We start from the raw sequence: 19070 nt of genomic DNA on the forward strand, positions 1-19070 counted from the left end.
CAACCGAATCTGTTTAAAAAGGTGTGAAAAAATTGACTAAAAAGCAAGATCTGAGGGTACAGCGAACTAGAAAATCATTGAATCAAGCACTCCTAACCTTGATGGAAAAAAAGAAATTTTCAACGATTACCATCCAAGAACTAGCAAATGAAGCAATGATTAATCGAGCGACTTTCTATTTACACTACTATGATAAATATGATTTGCTCGAAATATGCGTGAAGGATTATCTTGACGAGATTATGTTAAAACATGTGACGCCGGTTAGACATATTAGAGAAGGCGTCGTTTATACGGATGTTTTTTATGCAATTGTCACGGATATTTTAAAAAGCGTTGAAATTAACGAGCGCTTTTTTCAAATTATGTTTCAATCTAATTGTGATAATCTTATTAAAGATTATTTCATTGAATTAGTGCATGATAAATTCCTACCACAATTAGGAGATATGTTTTCCGGAAGACAATTTGAAAGGCATAAGAACATTACAATTCAGCTAATAGTGTCTGCTATTATAGGAGTGATAACTTGGTGGATAACTTCCGAAGATAGAGAAGGACCTGAAGAAATTGCACAGATAGTTGTCGGTGTGATAACTAAAGGACCTGTCTATGTATTAGGATTGAAAATGAGTGAACCAAATTAGTTAATAGTGTGAAGGTGATTTTCATAGTTTTTATTACAGAAGATTGGTAGGAACACTATGGTAGGTTCATGTTAATTATTTTATCATTCTCTAAATAAAAAAGGAGACAGCGATTCGTAGCTGTCCCCTTCAGATATTAGAAATTTTCCGGTAGATATAAGAGAGGTATGTCAAAGTCTTCCGGAAAAGACTAATCATTTTTACTGTCCAAGTCCGTTCGTTATCACATCGAGATTGTAATTTAAATATTTAATATACGTATCAACTTCATCCCCTGGATTACCAATTTCGTCAGAGTAAATAGGTTTTTCATATATATCAACGCCCGATTCTTTTGATACAGTTTCCATTGGACGCTCATCTACATTTGATTCAAGAAACAGAATTGGTACATTATGTTCTTTAATAAATGAAACTAAAGATTTAATTTGCTCTGGGGAACCATTTTCTTCTGTATCCACTTTCCAAATACATGCTTCTCCCATATCATATCGGTCAAGCATATATTGGAACGCACACTCACTTGTAACGAGCGTTTTATTTTCTTCAGGTAAATCACTAAATTGTTGAGCGTAATTTTGCTCAATTTCGTTCAAACGATCTAAATAATCAGTTGCTCTTTCTTCGTAATAATCTTTATTATCAGGGTCCACTTCAATAAATGCATCGCGCATATCTTCTACCATATGAATCCCGACAACAGGGTCAATAAATGAATGTGGATTTATCTCTTCTTCTTTTGTCGATTCGTCTATAAGATACATTGGCTCGATTCGCTCTGTTAAGCTAAAAACTTTAGATTCATCTTGCCCTACGGAATCTAATAATTTAAAGAACCAACCATCTTTTCCTCCTTCAAGGTTCATACCATTATAAAAAAGAATATCTGCATCGGTAGCTTTTTTTATATCTTCTGGAAGTGGTTCATATTCATGCGGATCCGTTCCTGTAGGCACTAAGTTATGAACTTCCACTTTATCACCACCAACTTCTCGTACCATGTCGGTAATGATGGTAAACGATGAAACGACTTGCAACTTATCTCCACTATTTTCTTCTTCATCGTTATTATTTGTTGAGGTATTATCCCCTCCACAAGCCACAAGTATAACAAGTGCAAAACTTGCGACTAAAATTAGCTTTAATAACTTCCTCATTGTTCCCTTACTCTCCTTTGATTAGTAATATATTTTCCAACTTTCCACGAACAAACAGATTACTTTCCAATGGCGACTTTACGTTTGTTTTTTTGAAGCATACGCCAAAAAGTTCCTTGTCTCGGTGAAAAGAGAAATACAATTATAAATATTGTAGTTGTAGCTAATACAATGATCGGTCCTGATGGTAAATTGTATAAAAAGCTAAAATAAAGACCCAGTATAGATGAAAGAGCACCAAATGATGCAGCTAAAAAGATCATGATCGATAAACGATTTGTTAATAAATAAGCGGTTGATGCAGGGGTAATTAACATTGATACAACTAGAATGACCCCGACGGTTTGTAAAGATGCAACCGTTACTAACGTCAATAAGACCATAATTCCATAATGAATCAATCGTACTTTTAACCCATACGCTGCTGCCATTGTTTCATCAAAACTTGATACGAGCAATTCTTTATAAAATAAGAATACTGACAGTAATACAATTGCTCCAACGATTAACGTAATTAGCATATCTGACGTGCGTACAGATAATACGTTACCGAATAATATTTGGGTTAGGTCAGTTGCACTTTGGGCAGCGGTAATTAATACAATTCCTAGAGCGAACATTGCCGAGAAGACTAGACCAATCGAAGAATCGTTTTTTATCCGGCTGTTTTGGCTGATTACTCCAATTCCTAAAGCAGTCAATACACCTGTAATAGCTGCACCATAAAAATAATTGATACCTAGCATATATGAAATGGCAACGCCAGGTAAGACTGCATGAGAGATTGCGTCTCCCATTAGTGCCATTCCACGAAGTACAATAAAACTTCCGATCACTCCGCAAATAATTCCTACCATTATGGAAGTAATAAATGCTTTTTGTAAAAATTCATATGTCATTAAATCGTGAATAAATTCCATTACACACCTACCCCCAATCCTTGAGGGAAAGAAAGATTCATATTGTAGCAACGTTTCATATTTTCTGTTCGGAATACTTTTTTTACTGGTCCTGCTCCAAATAATTCCTTGTTAATTAGGATGAGATCATCAAAATAATGCTCCACCTTCGACAAGTCATGATGGACGACGAAAATTGTTTTGCCCGCATCACGTAAACTTTTAAGAATATTAATAATCACTTCTTCACTGGCGACATCAATTCCAACAAAGGGTTCATCTAAAAAAAAGAAGTCCGCTTTTTGTGCCAATGCACGGGCAAGGAAGACACGTTGTTGTTGTCCACCGGAAAGTTCAGCGATTTGCCTATTGCTAAAATCTTTCATCCCAACTTCTTCTAAACATTGAGCCGCTAATTCCTTATCCTTTTTACTTGGACGTCTAAACAAGCCAAGATTAGGAAATGTACCGAGCAGTACTGTATCTTTTACAATGATTGGAAAATCCCAATCAATATTGCTCCGTTGTGGTACATAAGCTATTTTTTTTCGTACATTGTCAATAGGCTTACCACATATTTCTACTTTTCCACTGTCTTTTGATATGAGGCCGAGCGCTGCTTTCATCAGCGTTGATTTTCCTGCTCCGTTTGGACCGATAATTCCAATTAAATTCCCAGTCTTAAACGAAAATGAAATATCTTTTAAAACTTCATTACCGTAATAAGATACGCTTAAGTTTTCAACATTTATTGTATCTTGCATTATTTCACCTTCTCACAAATGTTTATATTTATATATATATTCACCTTACACTAAAGTTTTTACCATGTGCAACTTTTACTAAATACATAGTAATATATTTTTTAGTAAAAGTAAATCCTTATATGTAAATTTTTAAAAAAATTTTTGGATCATAGTTTATGTGAAGGTTTTTCAGCGGGACTATTTATCTCTCATTAATAATCATTTTCAATACGCAAAAAAACCCTGCAAACGATAGATGCAGGGTAAAAAATATGTTACGTTACGGCTGGTATGGATTTATATGCACTAACACATCTTCTACTTCTTTATGTGTATCAAGTAGGGCTTGTTTTGCATTTGCTGCAATGGTATGGCCTTCCTCAACTGTTATGTTTGGATCTACACTCAATTTAATGTCGATGATCACATAACTCCCATGGGTCCGCGCCAATAATTGATCAATGCGTAAAACACCGTCAATTGCGAGTACAGTTTTTTTATAGATTTCAATTTCATCTTCTTCCAAAACCTTTTCTAAAATAACAGTAGCAGAACCCTTAATTAATTGATACCCGACTTTGATAACAATGACTGAAACGATAATTCCAGCAACAGCATCTCCGTATACAAGGAAAGGTAAATTAAACTTCTCACCAAGTAATGCTAGTCCAACCCCAGCTAAAGCGGCTAATGAAGATAATGAGTCGGAACGATGATGCCATGCTTCACTTATTAATGCAGTACTTTGATATTTTTTTCCGAGGTAAAATTTATAATAAAATAGGATTTCTTTAATGACAATGGAAATAAGTAAGATGATCAATGCAAGTGTTCCAGGTGCTTTCGGAAGCTCTCCGAAAAATACTTTTAGAGAAGATACACTTATCTCAATTCCTACAACAATGAGTAGTAGGGCAACGATAATCGAGGCAATATTTTCCGCTTTGCCATGCCCATAGGGATGCTCCTCATCTGGTGGCTTATTTGAAATCCTTACAGCAAATAGTATGACTGCAGAGCCGACTATGTCTGATGCCGAATGGAGTGCATCTGCAAGTAACGCTCGGCTGCCGGATAATATACCGCCAATGACCTTTATGATTGTTAAAAAAATGTTTACGATAATGCCAACCCAAGTAGCTATAATAATTGCTCGAGAATTTTCGCGCATGATGTCATCCCTTTCTATTTACTCCTTCTTATCGTAACAGGTAAAAGTAGTGTGGGTCTATAGCAATGATGTTTAAAATAGAAACATCGAAAGGGGAAGTCAATTATGTTTACTGAAGTGAAAAAATCTAGTTGTAATCAATGATTAGTTTGGTCAAAACCTAATCGGTTCATGCAAGAATCGGAACGTGTAAAATTCAGTTAATCCTGTTAGACTAAAGGTAGACATACATAAGCAAGGAGGAAAAAACGTGAAGTTACTAACATTTTATAAAAAAGGAGTACCAGCATTAGGAGTAAAAACAAAAGCAGGTATTATTGATGTTGCAGCTGCTTTAGAAGTTTTTCCCGAAAATGGAGTTTTCACCGACATAATGGAATTGATAAACGGCGGGGAAGAAGCGGTAAGAAGATTGCAGCAATTTATTAATTCATTGGATGATAAAGGAGCAGGATTTGTCAAAAAAGAAGCAGAGATCGAGTGGGGACCGGCCATAACAAAACCAAGTAAAATTCTCTGTGTTGGATTAAATTATCGGAAGCACGCAGATGAAACTAAGTTACCGTATCCGAAAGTGCCGATCTTATTTAATAAATTTGATAACGCTTTAACAGGCCACCAAAGTGAAATAGAAGTCCCTCGTACAACAGAACGCCTTGATCATGAAGTTGAATTAGGTATTGTCATTGGTAAGACAGGAAAGCATATTGATGAAAAAGATGCACTTGATTATGTGTTTGGATATTGCACAACAAATGATCTATCAGCCCGTGATATTCAAAAAAGTACATCTCAATGGATGGTAGGAAAAACAAATGATGGTTTTGCGCCAGTTGGCCCATATTTAGTTACGAAGGATGAGATAGATAATCCGAATGATTTAAAACTGACAACAACGGTAAACGGGGAAGTAAGACAAAACTCTACGACTGCCGATATGATTTTTAGTTGTGAACATATAATCAGTCACATATCGAAATTTATGACGTTAAAACCTGGTGATTTAATTATGACTGGAACTCCAGAAGGCGTTATTATTGGAAGACCGATGAAAGAGCGGGTCTATTTGCAGCCGGGAGATAAGGTTACTGTAGAGGTGGAAAAATTAGGAGCTTTGACAAATACCTTTATTGAAGATAATGAATAAAATGAAAAAAAGAATCTGCATTAAGAGCAGATTCTTTTTTAGTAATTAATACCCTGCTGCAGCTAAGAAAATGAAAAAAATAAAAGATAGAATTATTAAGATTTGTGCTAGAATACCGATAATTCCACAAATTAAGCCTGCAAGTGCCATTCCGTTCCCTTTTTCATTCGTTACTTTAATTGCTTTTTTAGCTTTTACATAGTAGACGATAGCAATAATACCTAAAATGAATCCAACCCATGGGATAACAAGAGATAATATTCCAAGAACTAAAGCAATAATTGCGTTGGTATTCGTTGTTTGTGTCTGAACGTCAGTCATATGTACCTCTCCTTTCTGTATAAATTTCTATTTAACTTTACCATAATAACATATAAATCTCTGATATTTTTTTAAAAAATATAAATATGTATAAAGTCACAGTCATTAGGTCTGATGTATAAGCAAATCCCCTATGCTATAATATGACAATCATTGCAAGTAAATGGGGGAAAATGGTGAAAAGACTTATTCTGTTGATTAGCGGTTTTGTTTTTCTAACTGGTTGTTCATCGATGTTAGATAATATACTTAGTGAAACTTTGGAGAAAGAAGAATCTACAGAAGTCGTTGCCGAAGAGCCACAAGATAATGAAGAAGAAGGTATATCAGAGGAAGGGTTTTGGACGAATTACGGGGTAGATACGATCGAAGAATTTTACGAATTACCGGAAATTGTTGAAACATTGACCATTCCGACGATCGATATAGATTCTCTATTTGGAGAGGATGGGAATTATAAGTATGAACATACCGAACGTGAAGTAGTGGAGAAGTTCATGGACGAGGAAGGAAGAATTTATTTTGATTTTGATGAACATCCAATCCGCAGTGTAAAAGAAATGGATAACAATATTTCTCATATAATGAATTATAGCGATGCTTATATTGATACAATTGAGGCAAAGGCTTACGTTTTACCAGATGATATGATTGATGGAGCATATACTCTATTTATTTCGAATCCTCCATCCGAAGTAAACCAAACAGATACATCAGCGTACCGTTCATGGGAAGAAGCGACCAACTTAGAACGAGCTATTATTCAAATTGTCAATCTGACTGGACCTCTTATCAATGATTTAGGAGTAATGATTGAGAACGATTTATATGAAAGTTCAAGTTTTGATTATATATTAAATGAGTTCTACCAATTAGGGAGTCCTACAGTTATAATTCCCGCTCCTCAAACGTTTTATGATACGCAATTATATGAGAATATGCAGATGATGCATGCTCTTTGGGGTGAAGTTGGTAAATTTGAGTATTCCGAAGATCGTAAGGAAGAATTTGACGAATTGTATACTAAATTGAGGCAAGAAACGAATAATTTAATTGTTCGAGTCAATCGCACATTAAGTGAAGATTTAGATTAGTAATTGGTTTTGAAGCATTAATTATTCGTTAGCACTTGTTTAATTGACTTTCGTTATATTCAATTGTAAACTATATGGTGAGAAAAATTATTGAGGTGACGAGATGATACAGGCAACTTTAACAATCGGTGCTGTTTTAACAGTAGCATTACTTCTTGTAAGTATTATTCTTGTAAAAGTAACGCCAAAGAAAAGTTATGCTACATATTTCCCTGGATTTATTTTCTTTGCAGCAGGTCTTATTCTTTTATTATTTGCAACAATCTTAGATCGTATCTGGATCATGGGTGCAGGTTTAGGTGGTTGGGGAATTGCATGTTTATTTGCAGCCGTAATCAGCTTAATGGTAACAGCGATATTCGATACTTTCAGACAAGAAAAGACTGCGTAATGAAAATAAAAGCTTGTTCAACCATTCATCAGGTTACAAGCTTTTTTATTTTGCCCATTTTTTGTTCTAAAGACGGAAAGTCTCGGCATAGTATTTATTTAACTTTTCTCATATCGATAATATGTAGTCTGCTTTCCTCTACTCTTTATTTTTCAGTAAAAATGTTTGCCCATCCCTTTGTTCGATTATACGTTCTTTCATTAATCGACCGAGCGCTCGCTTAAATGCAGATTTACTCATTTGGAATGTTTTTCGAATTGCTTCTGGTTCACTTCGATCACCAAATGGCATATTCCCATCCTTTAATTTTAAATATGCTAAAACTTTTTCCGCATCATCATCCATTCGCTCATGTTTCAATGGCATTAGAGAAATATTTAACGTTCCATCTTCCTTTACTTCAATAACCCTTCCGGTAACTTTTTCTCCAAGACGAGGTTCTTTCTCTAGTTCTGTATGATGGATAAATCCGCGGAAATTTTCATCGGTAATGATCACTATACCTTCACGGTCTACTCGAATTGCTCGACCGGTAACTTCATCGTTTAATTCAATTTCTGTAGCGAACCCATATAAGTCGTTGAAGACTTTCTGGGAAGCAGGGACTGCAAGTAAACGCCCCTTTTTATCAAGTGATAAAGTGACATACAGTTGATCATCAGGGAGGGGCCAGGCAGTTTGAAATAAAGGAAGATCATCACTGGAAACAAGTACTTCTTCAGCCATTCCAATATCTACAAATACACCCAAATTCGGAATAACATCCTTTACTTTCACCCAATCATAACTCCCAATGATCATTTTAGGAAGTTGCATTGTTGCTAACAGATTCCCTTGTCTGTCATGATATAAAAAGACATCGATCAATTGTCCCACTTCTACTTCACCTATAATAAAGTCGAATGGCAATGTGGCTGTAATTCCTGATTTTTTTACTTGATAACTAGTTTGCGTTTTATTAGAAACGTTCATTGTATGTATAGTTCCAACCTCTAACATAGTACAACCTTCTTTCGTTATAATGGAAAAGGGATACCCTATTAATAAGAGTACCCCTTTATTATGCAAAGTAACACATGCAGTTTATTTTTACACGCTACATGCAAACGTGTCATTTTAACCCTGAAATAAATCAGGTGGGAAATCTCTATTTAGTTTAACGTCTTGTTGACTTGAAATTTCACTTATACCGCGGTCTATGTTCCACTGGTGTTTTCTAACTTAAGCAACGTAAGCCCTACCTACTCTTACGTCCTTGCGACCCTATAGTCGCGCCAGTGTGAATAAGCATCTCTAAAAACAATTGTAGAATGCCAGTTACTTCATGGTTACTTCAACTAATATAGCTTCCCACAGAATTTATTATTTGTCAAGCGCTTTTTCAATTTGGTTCGCTAGGGTTCTCATCCAGGATGATTTTTCATTAAAGTATGGATCGGTCAACTATCCCGCCGTTAAAATTTCACCATCGCCGATAAATGGATTTGTCCCGCCGTTAAACTTACACAACCGCCGTTATCCGAATGTAAATCGCCGAATAAACCTCTTTTCATGCCTTAGTACTTATTCAGAGTATTCCGCAGTCAATTGGGTAACGAACAGATGCTATTCATTCCCTAGTTCGTGTTCTTAGCTGTAATAGGATAACGAATAATCCCTAATCGTTATCCAATCCTTGTTCCTATCAGTTGTAAGGTAACGATTAAGTTAGTCTTCTCCGTGCAAGGAAAACGTTATAACTATTCATAGACTGCTAAATAAAGGTTTTTCTTTTCTGCTTTTTGCATAGAAATAAGTGGCAACAAAACTTAGAAGAATTAAGATGGTAGCTAGTGCACCGCCTTCAGGTCCAAACGCTCCACCAGTAAAAAGATCATTAGTGCTAGTCATTTCGATTTTGTACATTCCGTAAGGGGCGGTGCCGCTTACTGCAAACCCAAACACATTCCCTTGGAAAAAATTCCACGTAATATGAAAACCGATCGGCAATAATAGACTTCTTGTTACATCAAACATATAGGCAAACAGAAGCCCGACAAGTACTATATTAATTAGTCCAAAAATACTTACATTTGGGTTTGTAGCATGTGCAATACTGAAGATGAGTGCGGAAACAATATAAATGAGCCATTTATTATTCCCTCTTTCCATCATTGTTTTCATTACATACCCTCTAAAGAACATTTCTTCAAAAAATCCAACAAGAATAAATAGGATAAGATACGAAAATGTGAACGTAGTAATTACGGGTTGAGATAGACTGTTTAATAAGTTGATATTCCCAGTAACTAATAAAATAAAGAAGATTACTGTCATTGAAATTGCCCCTAAAAAAAGTCCGAAAAGTAAATCTTTGGTCGGCCCTCTAAGTCCTAAATCTAATGGATATTTTTTATTAATTGCTCGCCAAATTACTAATGTTGCAGCAATACCTCCAAAAGTTGCTGCCCCTTGTGTCATAAGAATCATCCAAGGATTGTTAATTGAATTCATATCAATTTCCACCGATACCTCACCTGAAGAGATCTCTAATATGGAAAGCAATGTCATGCCTGGGAGCATAAAAATTGCTTGGCCCATAAACATAAAGAAAAAAGCAATAAGAATAATCCATCCTGAACGTACTTGACCAGCATTATTTTTAAACATTTTCTTCATCCTTTCTAAAATCATTTTCGATTAAAAAGCTTAAGGGTCACGAACCAAGAAGCTAGTAAGATAATCGCTGTGATTATCCCAAGCATTATGTATGGCTGAAATGGTAAATACTTTTCTACAAGTAAAATAAAACCTCCATCTAAATCATTTAAAAGGATTTCATCTTCCATATGAAGGACATTAAATAATTCAATTATAAGAAGAGTATTTCCTGCCCCGAATAATGCTAGTATAATTCCAAAAGACAGATTAATTGAGTTAAAAAGTGTAATTATTGGAATGCTTATTGCAATTATAGTGCAGCCAATACAAAATAGTACAAAAATATCCTTCCAATTATAAATATAAAGTGTTCCGCCTTTCAGAGGTTCTAATAACACCATAATTCCTAGTTGCATGACAAGGATCATAAGTATAATAAGGACACTGAAAAGATACCGACTAGTAAGGATAACTTCTTTTTTTACAGGAGTACTAATAAAATACCGATTAACCTTATGTTCCGCATCATCATAAAACACGGGAAGAAACAATGCAAATAAGCAAACTACAAAGATAAACGTTGATGGCAGAGTGATGAAATAGGCTAGAAAAAGGAAGACAGCTATGCCAATATAAGTAGACCATCTATGAAGTGAAAAATCTTTTTTAACAAATGTGAGCATTGTTTAACCTCCTTTTAAATGATATCTTTCTTCGAAAATATGAAACAAGATAAAATATAAGAAACGTATAAAAAGATCCCTGAAAAAGTGAATAATGCGAGCACCTGTTGAAAATCGATGAATTCCAAGGTAACGAAAATCAAAAAATTAAACATGTTCTTTGGGTTTATTAGTAATAAAATAAACACGAATGTCGATAAAGCCAACACTGCAAAATGGACAACTACACGTATCCAAATAGAGTGGAATAGATAGTAAATTGGGAGTGAAATAGAGATCAGAATACAAAGAGCTGTATACTTTAATAAAAAGAGTGTCATACTTTCTTGGTGAAAAAGCGTAAAATCAACCATATAAAATACCGTATAATTCAGGAAAATAAATAAGAATCTCGCCAATACAATGTGATTTCTTTTAACAGGAGTACTAATTAGTAAACGATTAATATGTGTTAACTGATCTGAATAAAAAGAGATCGCGATAAAGTACATAAACAAAAAAAGATAAGTGCCTGAAGGAATATTTGGTAATTGCAGCAGATAAACAATAAGTAAAAGTAAATAGGCCATTCCGATAATTTTCCAGCTAATGAGAAAATCACGTTTCAGTAATTGGCACATATTACTGTCCTCCTTTGACGATGAAATACATAATATCTTCAAGGGTGGCCTTTTCGATAACGAGTTCATCTGAAAAATCAGCAAATAAAATCGGGTCTCCTTCAAATAATGCAGTAAATCCAATGCTCGTTTCTTGAATACCTTTAAATAAATTACGGATATCTTCATCTAGAAATTCGAGCTTTCCCTTTACGACATGAAATTGTTCACGGATTTGCTCCATAGACTGCTGAAAAATAATTCTTCCTTCATGAATAAAAACAATATAGTCGGCAATCCGATCTAAGTCAGTCGTGTTATGAGTGGAAAAGAAAATCGTCTGTTCTTCCCTTATCATTAAGTTTTGCAACAGATCGAGTAATTCCCTGCGAAAAATCGGGTCAAGTCCAGCAGTCGGTTCATCCATCACAATAAATTCTGGTTCATGAGCTAGTGCGAACAAGAGGGAACATTTCATTTTCATTCCTTTAGAGAATTTTTTAATTTTTTTATTTAACGGAAGATTAAATTCCTGAAGATGTTCATGAAAAACTTCTTCATTCCAATTTTCATACAAAGGAGCAATAATTGATTTCATTTTTTTAATCGTAAAGTCTCCATACATAAATAATTCATCGTAAACGAAACCAATTTTTTGTTTCGTATGATGGTTCTTATGAGAATCGCCATAGATAAAAATATCTCCATTATCTACTTGTAAAATGTCCATCATCATTTGAATTGTAGACGTTTTTCCGCTTCCATTAGGACCAATAAATCCTGTTATAAACCCTTGTGGAATGGAAAAATTGAGTTCTTTTAGATGGAATTCATCTCGTTTTTTTGATACATTACTAAACTCTACCACATTCATTTGATCAAACCTCCTCGTAATACATGTCTAGTAGTTCCATTAATTCTTCTTTTGATAAACCTATTTGTTTACTGGAGGAAACTATTTTTTCGATTTCATTTTCAAGTTCCCTCATTTGCCATTCACGTAAAACATGTGGTTGCTGTCCTGCAATAAATGTTCCTCTGCCAACAGTAGAGATGACATACCCTTCACGTTCCAATTCCTCATAAGCTCTCTTCGTTGTAATAACACTAACTTGTAAATCTTTTGCCAGAGCACGCATAGAAGGGAGGGCATCCCCTTCTTGAAGTTTACCGGTAAAAATTTGCTGTTTTATCTGCTCTTTAATTTGTTGAAACAATGGCACTTTACTATTTGCAGCTAAAATAATATTCACAAAATATCTCACCTCGAATAAATATCGAAATATTGTACATATACATTATATACAATATTAACATTATATATTTTTTTGTTCAAGTTTATTTTACAAAGAGATATGATACACTAAAAATAACTTTCAAGATAAAAGGAGGACGTTCCGATGGATCTCGGATTAACTGGAAAGTCAGTTATTGTTACAGGTGCAAGTCAAGGGCTTGGAAAGGCAATTGCAATTGAGTTTGCAAGAGAGGGTGCTCACGTATTTATAAGCAGTCGAAGTGAAGACAAGTTACAAGTAGCAGTTCAGGAAATTCGTGAAATGACAGGAAATAAAGAAGTGAATTATGCAGTATGTGATATGCGAAATGAAAATCAAATTCAATCACTCGTCCAAAAAGTAGTTGAAAAACAACATACGGTCGACATACTCATTAACAATGCGGGCGGACCTCCAGCGGGGCAATTTATGGATATGAGCGATGATGATTGGTATGGTGCCTTTGAACAAAACTTACTTAGCGTTGTGAGAGCGACGAGGAAAGTGATCCCTTATATGAAGAAACAAGAAAGAGGACGAATCGTTAATATAACGTCATCATCCATTAAGCAGTCAATTGATCAATTAATTTTATCCAATACGATGCGTCCAGGTGTATTAGGGTTAACAAAAAGCTTAGCGACCGAATTTGCTGCGGATAATATTTTAGTGAATACAGTTGGACCTGGGAAAATTGCAACGGATCGATTGATGGAGCTTAATGAAAAAGCAGCAGAAAAGTCAGGAAGGTCAATTGACCAAATCAACGAAGAATCTATTGCTGAAATACCACTTGGAAGGTTGGGAGAACCAGAAGAGTTTGCAAAAGCGGTTGTGTTTTTGGCTTCTTCCGCCAACACGTATATTACGGGACAAGCGCTAATCGTAGATGGCGCATCTGTGAAGGCACTGTAACGAACAGAATTTTTTGTTTAGAGTGGGTATCTCGGGAAATTATTTAGTTGGGTGGACTAGATTAATTTGCGGAAGGAGGTTGGGACATCAGCTAGAAAGAATTATTGAAACACGAATGATTACGTTTATAATAGTCGCTACAGAAATATACTTCGCTTTCACCACTGGCATAAGAGCGACATCTATTTAAGCCGCACTATCGCTTGCTTTAATAGTGTCTTCTTTACCGCCAGCGCTAATAAGCCTCCTGCCCCGGCAAGGGGTATGCAGACGTTGCCCACAAAGGGCGGTTTTAGTCTGTAATCTTTCGATATTTGTCGCCTTTCAGTGACTTATCGAGGCTTTTCTTCTGGCAGGAGTCTCCGCATATTTCTTTCGCTAACTTGAAATATTGTTCGTGTTTCATATCTACTATTTTGTTTTGTCTCAACCAACTCCACTAGTTATTCGTTTGTGTCCCCTGATGGAACGAATATTTTCCTTTGCCAGTGATGGTATGCATATAAAATAAGGACAACTACTATTTCTATAAGAAACCATTGCCAATTTTTAATTTGGAATGTTGCAACACCCATAAATTTATCGATGATCCAATGAAGACCTATAAAAGCCCAAAAAGCATTTACAATTAATTCCGTTAACATAAAAAGCCAGAAATTATGTGATGTAAAATAAAAAATCCATAGAGTAGCGATTGCATACCCTCCATAAGTGAAAGAAGTATTTGTAATATATCCCCAAGGCATGATGTCAATATGGAGAGTCCACCATCCATACGTATAAGCTATTTCAAAGAGAATTGTTGTGAGTAAAGCAGTTAGAATGGTGACTGGCATATACCGCTTTATATCAGACTTTTTCATAAAAAATAATGACAACCAAGGAAGGATTAGAACCATCCATAATAACACCTTAATAAACATGTGAAACACCCCATCTAAAAATTCTAATCATAGGTTTCCAAGTTTTTTAATTGTTATACAGGTGTTAATCAGCTACAGGCAATTATGGGGTGATTTTATGCGTGTTAAAAAATGGATTTTGTTGAAGTGCTTATCTGTTTTATCCTTGAACATATGTTCATTTTACTTATATTGTTGGAAGTTATATACTAGCCTTGCTAAGGAGGAAAAGGATTTTATCCTGTTTGATCCACATTTTTAGTCACCAGCATTTTTAAAGAGTTTAAGCATTACTTATGGGACAAAATTAATGAGTAATTAAATCAAGGGGGATTTTAAAATGGCAAAAGATCGTTATCAACAAGGTTTAGAGAAATTAAAGGAACTAACATTATCAGGCGATGAGAACCCAACTGGTGAGATGGACATTGGTGAAGGCTTTAAAGATATTGCTCCGGATTTAAGTAAATATGTCGTTGAATTTGCTTTTGGAGAAATTTACTCACGTCCAGGATTAGATAATAAACAAAAAGTGCTTACAACTATTACAGCCCTTGTTGCTCAAGGAAAACCGCAGATTGAGATGCATATCAAGACAGGGCTTAATGTTGGTTTAACACCGGACGAGATTGTCGGTTGTATTATGCACCTCATTCCCTATACAGGTTTCCCAAGTGTTCTGAATGCATTAACAGTTGCTAAAAAAGTTTTTGCAGAACGTGGTGTATCTGTTACAACATCGGACGAATAAAGTTCATTAATGTTATTGTCGGTTTGGAGTATTGGGAAGAAGCTGGTTTATTTAAACCAGCTTTTGTTCGTACAACATATTATGCTTAATATGTGAGGACTTAATATGATTTTATGCAAAACGTTTAAGAATACCCCTTCAACTAATATTTAGAGACGGGAAAAAATTGCTACCTCTACTCTAGAGCCTGTAATAAATCTTCTTTTAAATCTTCCACATTTTCAATGCCAATGGAGACACGTAATAGATTAACTGGAGCCATCGTCGTGCTTCCTTCCACGGAAGAACGGTGTTCAATCAGGCTATGTGTTCCTCCTAAACTCGTAGCCCGGATAAATAATCGTAATTTTGCTGCAACAGCTATTGCTTCAATCTCGCCACCTTTTACCTGAAAGGACAGCATCCCACCAAACGATCTCATCTGCCGTGCTGCAATAGAATGTCCCGGATGGTCGGAAAGCCCAGCATAATGAACGGCTTCAACATTCGGGTGATCATCTAAAAATTTTGCAATTGCTGCTGCATTTGAACAATGGACCATCATACGAGGGGCAAGAGATTGCACGCCTCTAAGTGCCAGCCAACAGTCGAAAGGAGAAGGCACAGCCCCTTTTGCCTGCTGCCATGCGCGCAGATTGGTCAACATAGCACTTTCCGATCTTGCGATAACAGCACCGATCATTAAATCGCTATGACCCCCTATATACTTTGTCACCGAATGGATCGAAAAATCAACTCCAAGTTTTAAGGGTAGCTGCAGAACTGGGGTTGCCCATGTATTATCAACAGCAGTATAGGCACCAGCCTCTTTTGCTAATTTAGTAATAGCTTCAATATCAGTAATTTTTAGTAGTGGATTAGATGGTGTCTCTATCCAAACGAGACCAGTTGGTGCACTATTTATTGCATTCTCAACTTCATGAAGATCTGTCATGTCGACAATGAAAAAATCAAATTTTGATCCAATATCAGTCTCCGAAAGAAGGGAACGAATACCAAAGTACATATCGTTTGGCATGATAATCCGACGGGGTTTATCTGTAGGAAGTGACTCGATTACTGACGTGATTGCCGCCATTCCTGATGAGAATGTAACACAGTCATATCCGTCCTCAAGCGATGTAAGGCACTCCTCCAGAGCAAGTCGATTAGGGTTAGCTTCTCGACCATAGATAAATTCATTTGGATATGAACCATCCCCAGCTCGTTCGAATGTCGTGGATAGATAGATTGGTGTAGTTACAGCACCAGTTGATCCATCAACTCGGCGACCCGAGTGAACAGCTTTCGTTTCAAAACGCATACAAATTCCTCGCTTTCAAAAATTAGTGTTATGATGTGAGATTTTAAATAACTGTAAATGGTTATCTAAGAAAATACTTTACTTTTTTAAGGTTTTCTTTTTTAAAACTGTTTTCATTTGAGCTGCAATTTCCTGCTCATTTTCTCTTGTAGATTTTTCCAGTTGTGAAATAACAAGCTTTAATCGCTCGGCAGAATGATGTTGACTCAATTTTGCTGTTCCTTCTATTTTTTCTATGTTGATTTTGAACCCAACAATGCCTTTTGCTTGCCCCTCTAAAAAACGTCCATCCAAGTCATCCAATTGATAGGAACTATTTGGCTCCTCATATTTCAATACAATCTGATGAAGGGAATCCATCATTTCCTTCCCGTCGATGATTTCAACCTTTCCATATACATGAACAGCTACATAATTCCAGGTTGGGACGGCTTTATTTGTTTCATACCAGGAAGAGGAGATGTAACAGTGCGGTCCCTGAAAAACAGCAAGTACCTCCTGTTCCGCTAAATCTTCCCATTGTTTATTCGGTTTAGCAAAGTGGCTGTACAAATATTTTTTTTCGTTATCTAGAATCAATGGTAGGTGGGTCGCATATGGATGACCTTTGTGTTGAGAAAATAATGTAGCGAAGCTGTTTTTTTCTATTATTTCATAAATTACTTTTTCATCTTTAATTTCAAATTGTTTTGGAATATACATGAACATCACCCCTCATCTAATTTCATATCTGAAAATATGTTATCGTCCTTATAAAATATAGTATGATATAAATTGACATTTAAAAAGATACAGTTTGAAATAAATTAGTATGTCAGGAGAGATTAAGTATGAAAAATTATCTTTTTGTCTTAAAGGAAGGCTCTCCCAAATATAAACAAATCTACGAGCAGTTTAAATCATTGATTGAACAAGGCAATGTGAAAGCGGATGAACAATTACCCTCGATTCGGCAACTTGCTGAATCCTTACAAGTAAGTCGTAATACAACCTTAACGGCATATAATCAACTTGTGGCAGAGGGATATATTCGCGGGGAAGGACGAAAAGGCTTCTTCGTAAATCCATTAGAGCCTTCATTATACGAGGAGCCACCAATCTTACCTAACAAAAAGAAGCTAGAAAAGAAGTCATCTATTCGTGTCAATTTTCGGACAGATGTTGTAGATCAGTCTCATTTTCCCCTAAAACGATGGAGACGAATAGCGAATCAGATCTTGACCTTACCGGAGAGCTATCGATATGGGGAGCCCTTTGGAGAAATAAGTTTACGTGAACAAATTGCCACATACTTACTTCAATCACGTGGAGTAAGAACAGATGAAAATGCCATTATAATCGGAAGCAGTACACAACAAATACTTATCAATCTAGGACATATACTTCAGGAAGATTATTCAAGTATTATCGTAGAAGATCCAGGTTTCGATGGTGCCAGAGAAGCATTTCAATTCCATTATTTTGCGCTTGAATATTTGCCGGTAAACGAAACAGGTGTAGATCTTTCACAACTTAATCAAATGAATTCAGGCTTAATTTATGTAACACCGTCTCATCACAGTCCATATGGGGTAAGTATGACTATTCAACAACGACAAACACTTATTAAATGGGCAAACAAGATACAGGGATACATTATTGAGGACGACTATGATAGTGAGTTTCGATATACAGAGCAGCCCTTTCCAGCACTTGCTTCTATTGATGCAACAAGAGTCATTTATTTAGGAAATTTCTCAAAGTCTTTTCTTCCGGGACTGCGTATAAGCTATATGGTGTTACCTGACCCCCTTTTAACCCGATATAAAAAACAATTCCGGAATTTCGAAAGTTCCACTTCAATTTTTAGCCAACTGACTATGGCCAAATTTATGGAGAATGGGGAATGGAGTCGGCATATTAAGCGGATGCGTCTCGTTTATAAACGAAAAATGACATTCCTTGTTTCATTATTAAAAAAGCATTTTGGCCAAAAGATATCAATTATTGGCGAACAATCCGGTTTGTACGTGCTAATTAAGTTATATCTTAGGGTTTCAGAAGAATGGCTAATCGAGCGAGCTTTTTCTAATGGTGTTAGCGTGCGGCCAACTTCAATCTACTTTATAAAAAATCATTCGGAACATCCGATAATAAAAATAGGATTCAGCGGTCTTTCTTTTGATGAACTCGAAGATGGTGTAAATCTTTTAAAACAAGCATGGTTATAAACATACCTATTTCGAAGAAAGTAGAGAATATGGTGTAAATCGTGTACTGAATATTACTTTGGAATTGGACTTATTCCATCCTATAGGTATTACTTTCACAAAATCTATAGCATTGGTTTAATAAGCTATGAATTAAAGTAAAAGTAATATGTTAAATATTTCTAATATAAAAAGAAGAAGGTCAAGAGTTTTACACTCCTGACCTCGCTTCTGAAAT

Annotated in this window: 21 protein-coding genes; 7 read left to right on the top strand and 14 right to left on the bottom strand. The window is 35.6% G+C overall.

Annotation, left to right across the window (positions count from 1 at the left end; all coding sequences use genetic code 11):
• The first annotated feature begins 32 nt into the window (after positions 1-32).
• Positions 33-647, top strand: a complete 615-nt coding sequence (locus SPD48_RS16770) for a TetR/AcrR family transcriptional regulator (RefSeq protein WP_336259275.1) — start codon at positions 33-35, stop codon at positions 645-647.
• Positions 648-847: 200 nt separating this feature from the next.
• On the opposite strand, the gene SPD48_RS16775 is transcribed toward SPD48_RS16770, so the two are convergent.
• The 4 genes from SPD48_RS16775 to SPD48_RS16790 form a co-directional block, all read right to left on the bottom strand.
• On the bottom strand, positions 848-1804 hold the full coding sequence (locus SPD48_RS16775; RefSeq protein WP_336259276.1) for a metal ABC transporter solute-binding protein, Zn/Mn family: 957 nt from the start codon (positions 1802-1804) through the stop codon (positions 848-850).
• A gap of 59 nt (positions 1805-1863) precedes the next feature.
• The gene (locus tag SPD48_RS16780; RefSeq protein WP_336259277.1) at positions 1864-2724 is read right to left on the bottom strand and encodes a metal ABC transporter permease; all 861 of its coding nucleotides are present in this window, start codon (positions 2722-2724) and stop codon (positions 1864-1866) included.
• On the bottom strand, positions 2724-3467 hold the full coding sequence (locus SPD48_RS16785; protein ID WP_336259278.1) for a metal ABC transporter ATP-binding protein: 744 nt from the start codon (positions 3465-3467) through the stop codon (positions 2724-2726). Before SPD48_RS16785 ends, SPD48_RS16780 begins: the two co-directional genes overlap by 1 nt.
• Before the next feature lie 262 nt (positions 3468-3729).
• A complete protein-coding gene (locus SPD48_RS16790; RefSeq protein WP_336259279.1) occupies positions 3730-4620 on the bottom strand; it encodes a cation diffusion facilitator family transporter in 891 nt (296 codons plus the stop codon).
• A 250-nt stretch (positions 4621-4870) separates the two neighbouring features.
• On the opposite strand from SPD48_RS16790, the gene SPD48_RS16795 reads away from it, so the two are divergent.
• Entirely contained in the window at positions 4871-5767 is an 897-nt protein-coding gene (locus tag SPD48_RS16795; protein WP_336259280.1) for a fumarylacetoacetate hydrolase family protein, read from the top strand.
• A 45-nt stretch (positions 5768-5812) separates the two neighbouring features.
• Here the strand turns inward: SPD48_RS16795 and SPD48_RS16800 are convergent, their stop codons facing one another.
• Complete coding sequence (locus tag SPD48_RS16800; RefSeq protein WP_336259281.1) at positions 5813-6088, bottom strand: DUF4190 domain-containing protein; 276 nt, start codon at positions 6086-6088, stop codon at positions 5813-5815.
• Between the two features lie 176 nt (positions 6089-6264).
• Between SPD48_RS16800 and SPD48_RS16805 the strand changes: the two genes are divergently transcribed.
• A complete protein-coding gene (locus tag SPD48_RS16805; protein WP_336259282.1) occupies positions 6265-7182 on the top strand; it encodes a hypothetical protein in 918 nt (305 codons plus the stop codon).
• A 103-nt stretch (positions 7183-7285) separates the two neighbouring features.
• The gene (locus tag SPD48_RS16810) at positions 7286-7573 is read left to right on the top strand and encodes a hypothetical protein (RefSeq protein ID WP_336259283.1); all 288 of its coding nucleotides are present in this window, start codon (positions 7286-7288) and stop codon (positions 7571-7573) included.
• 138 nt (positions 7574-7711) lie between these two features.
• Here the strand turns inward: SPD48_RS16810 and SPD48_RS16815 are convergent, their stop codons facing one another.
• From SPD48_RS16815 to SPD48_RS16840, 6 genes are all read right to left on the bottom strand, one after another.
• Positions 7712-8572: a CvfB family protein gene (locus tag SPD48_RS16815; RefSeq protein WP_336259284.1), complete on the bottom strand. Its 861-nt coding sequence runs from the start codon at positions 8570-8572 to the stop codon at positions 7712-7714.
• 744 nt (positions 8573-9316) lie between these two features.
• A complete protein-coding gene (locus SPD48_RS16820; protein ID WP_336259285.1) occupies positions 9317-10222 on the bottom strand; it encodes a CPBP family intramembrane glutamic endopeptidase in 906 nt (301 codons plus the stop codon).
• A 20-nt stretch (positions 10223-10242) separates the two neighbouring features.
• On the bottom strand, positions 10243-10896 hold the full coding sequence (locus SPD48_RS16825; RefSeq protein WP_336259286.1) for an ABC-2 transporter permease: 654 nt from the start codon (positions 10894-10896) through the stop codon (positions 10243-10245).
• 14 nt (positions 10897-10910) lie between these two features.
• Entirely contained in the window at positions 10911-11516 is a 606-nt protein-coding gene (locus SPD48_RS16830) for an ABC-2 transporter permease (RefSeq protein WP_336259287.1), read from the bottom strand.
• Position 11517: 1 nt separating this feature from the next.
• Positions 11518-12369, bottom strand: coding sequence for an ABC transporter ATP-binding protein (locus tag SPD48_RS16835; protein WP_336259288.1), 852 nt, complete (start codon positions 12367-12369; stop codon positions 11518-11520).
• Between the two features lie 4 nt (positions 12370-12373).
• The gene (locus SPD48_RS16840; protein ID WP_336259289.1) at positions 12374-12748 is read right to left on the bottom strand and encodes a GntR family transcriptional regulator; all 375 of its coding nucleotides are present in this window, start codon (positions 12746-12748) and stop codon (positions 12374-12376) included.
• Positions 12749-12895: 147 nt separating this feature from the next.
• Between SPD48_RS16840 and SPD48_RS16845 the strand changes: the two genes are divergently transcribed.
• A complete protein-coding gene (locus tag SPD48_RS16845; protein ID WP_336259290.1) occupies positions 12896-13687 on the top strand; it encodes an SDR family oxidoreductase in 792 nt (263 codons plus the stop codon).
• Positions 13688-14130: 443 nt separating this feature from the next.
• Here the strand turns inward: SPD48_RS16845 and SPD48_RS16850 are convergent, their stop codons facing one another.
• Positions 14131-14610, bottom strand: a complete 480-nt coding sequence (locus SPD48_RS16850; RefSeq protein ID WP_336259291.1) for a hypothetical protein — start codon at positions 14608-14610, stop codon at positions 14131-14133.
• A gap of 319 nt (positions 14611-14929) precedes the next feature.
• Here SPD48_RS16850 and SPD48_RS16855 point away from each other — a divergent pair, with 319 nt between their 5' ends.
• The gene (locus SPD48_RS16855) at positions 14930-15340 is read left to right on the top strand and encodes a carboxymuconolactone decarboxylase family protein (RefSeq protein ID WP_336259292.1); all 411 of its coding nucleotides are present in this window, start codon (positions 14930-14932) and stop codon (positions 15338-15340) included.
• A 175-nt stretch (positions 15341-15515) separates the two neighbouring features.
• On the opposite strand, the gene SPD48_RS16860 is transcribed toward SPD48_RS16855, so the two are convergent.
• Entirely contained in the window at positions 15516-16643 is a 1128-nt protein-coding gene (locus SPD48_RS16860) for a trans-sulfuration enzyme family protein (RefSeq protein ID WP_336259293.1), read from the bottom strand.
• A 78-nt stretch (positions 16644-16721) separates the two neighbouring features.
• Positions 16722-17345: an FMN-binding negative transcriptional regulator gene (locus tag SPD48_RS16865; RefSeq protein ID WP_336259294.1), complete on the bottom strand. Its 624-nt coding sequence runs from the start codon at positions 17343-17345 to the stop codon at positions 16722-16724.
• Positions 17346-17473: 128 nt separating this feature from the next.
• On the opposite strand from SPD48_RS16865, the gene pdxR reads away from it, so the two are divergent.
• A complete protein-coding gene (pdxR, locus tag SPD48_RS16870; protein ID WP_336259295.1) occupies positions 17474-18853 on the top strand; it encodes a MocR-like pyridoxine biosynthesis transcription factor PdxR in 1380 nt (459 codons plus the stop codon).
• The last annotated feature ends 217 nt before the right edge of the window (positions 18854-19070 follow it).

Origin of the sequence: Pseudogracilibacillus sp. SE30717A (genome assembly GCF_037071985.1) — a bacterium.
GTDB lineage: Bacteria > Bacillota > Bacilli > Bacillales > Amphibacillaceae > Pseudogracilibacillus.

Coding starts and splice junctions, on each gene's coding strand:
- SPD48_RS16775 (WP_336259276.1), bottom strand. CDS start 1,804: ATGAGGAAGTTATTAAAGCTAATTTTAGTCGCAAGTTTTGCACTTGTT.
- SPD48_RS16780 (WP_336259277.1), bottom strand. CDS start 2,724: ATGGAATTTATTCACGATTTAATGACATATGAATTTTTACAAAAAGCA.
- SPD48_RS16785 (WP_336259278.1), bottom strand. CDS start 3,467: ATGCAAGATACAATAAATGTTGAAAACTTAAGCGTATCTTATTACGGT.
- SPD48_RS16790 (WP_336259279.1), bottom strand. CDS start 4,620: ATGCGCGAAAATTCTCGAGCAATTATTATAGCTACTTGGGTTGGCATT.
- SPD48_RS16800 (WP_336259281.1), bottom strand. CDS start 6,088: ATGACTGACGTTCAGACACAAACAACGAATACCAACGCAATTATTGCT.
- SPD48_RS16810 (WP_336259283.1), top strand. CDS start 7,286: ATGATACAGGCAACTTTAACAATCGGTGCTGTTTTAACAGTAGCATTA.
- SPD48_RS16815 (WP_336259284.1), bottom strand. CDS start 8,572: ATGTTAGAGGTTGGAACTATACATACAATGAACGTTTCTAATAAAACG.
- SPD48_RS16820 (WP_336259285.1), bottom strand. CDS start 10,222: ATGTTTAAAAATAATGCTGGTCAAGTACGTTCAGGATGGATTATTCTT.
- SPD48_RS16825 (WP_336259286.1), bottom strand. CDS start 10,896: ATGCTCACATTTGTTAAAAAAGATTTTTCACTTCATAGATGGTCTACT.
- SPD48_RS16830 (WP_336259287.1), bottom strand. CDS start 11,516: ATGTGCCAATTACTGAAACGTGATTTTCTCATTAGCTGGAAAATTATC.
- SPD48_RS16835 (WP_336259288.1), bottom strand. CDS start 12,369: ATGAATGTGGTAGAGTTTAGTAATGTATCAAAAAAACGAGATGAATTC.
- SPD48_RS16845 (WP_336259290.1), top strand. CDS start 12,896: ATGGATCTCGGATTAACTGGAAAGTCAGTTATTGTTACAGGTGCAAGT.
- SPD48_RS16850 (WP_336259291.1), bottom strand. CDS start 14,610: ATGTTTATTAAGGTGTTATTATGGATGGTTCTAATCCTTCCTTGGTTG.
- SPD48_RS16855 (WP_336259292.1), top strand. CDS start 14,930: ATGGCAAAAGATCGTTATCAACAAGGTTTAGAGAAATTAAAGGAACTA.
- SPD48_RS16860 (WP_336259293.1), bottom strand. CDS start 16,643: ATGCGTTTTGAAACGAAAGCTGTTCACTCGGGTCGCCGAGTTGATGGA.
- SPD48_RS16865 (WP_336259294.1), bottom strand. CDS start 17,345: ATGTATATTCCAAAACAATTTGAAATTAAAGATGAAAAAGTAATTTAT.
- pdxR (WP_336259295.1), top strand. CDS start 17,474: ATGAAAAATTATCTTTTTGTCTTAAAGGAAGGCTCTCCCAAATATAAA.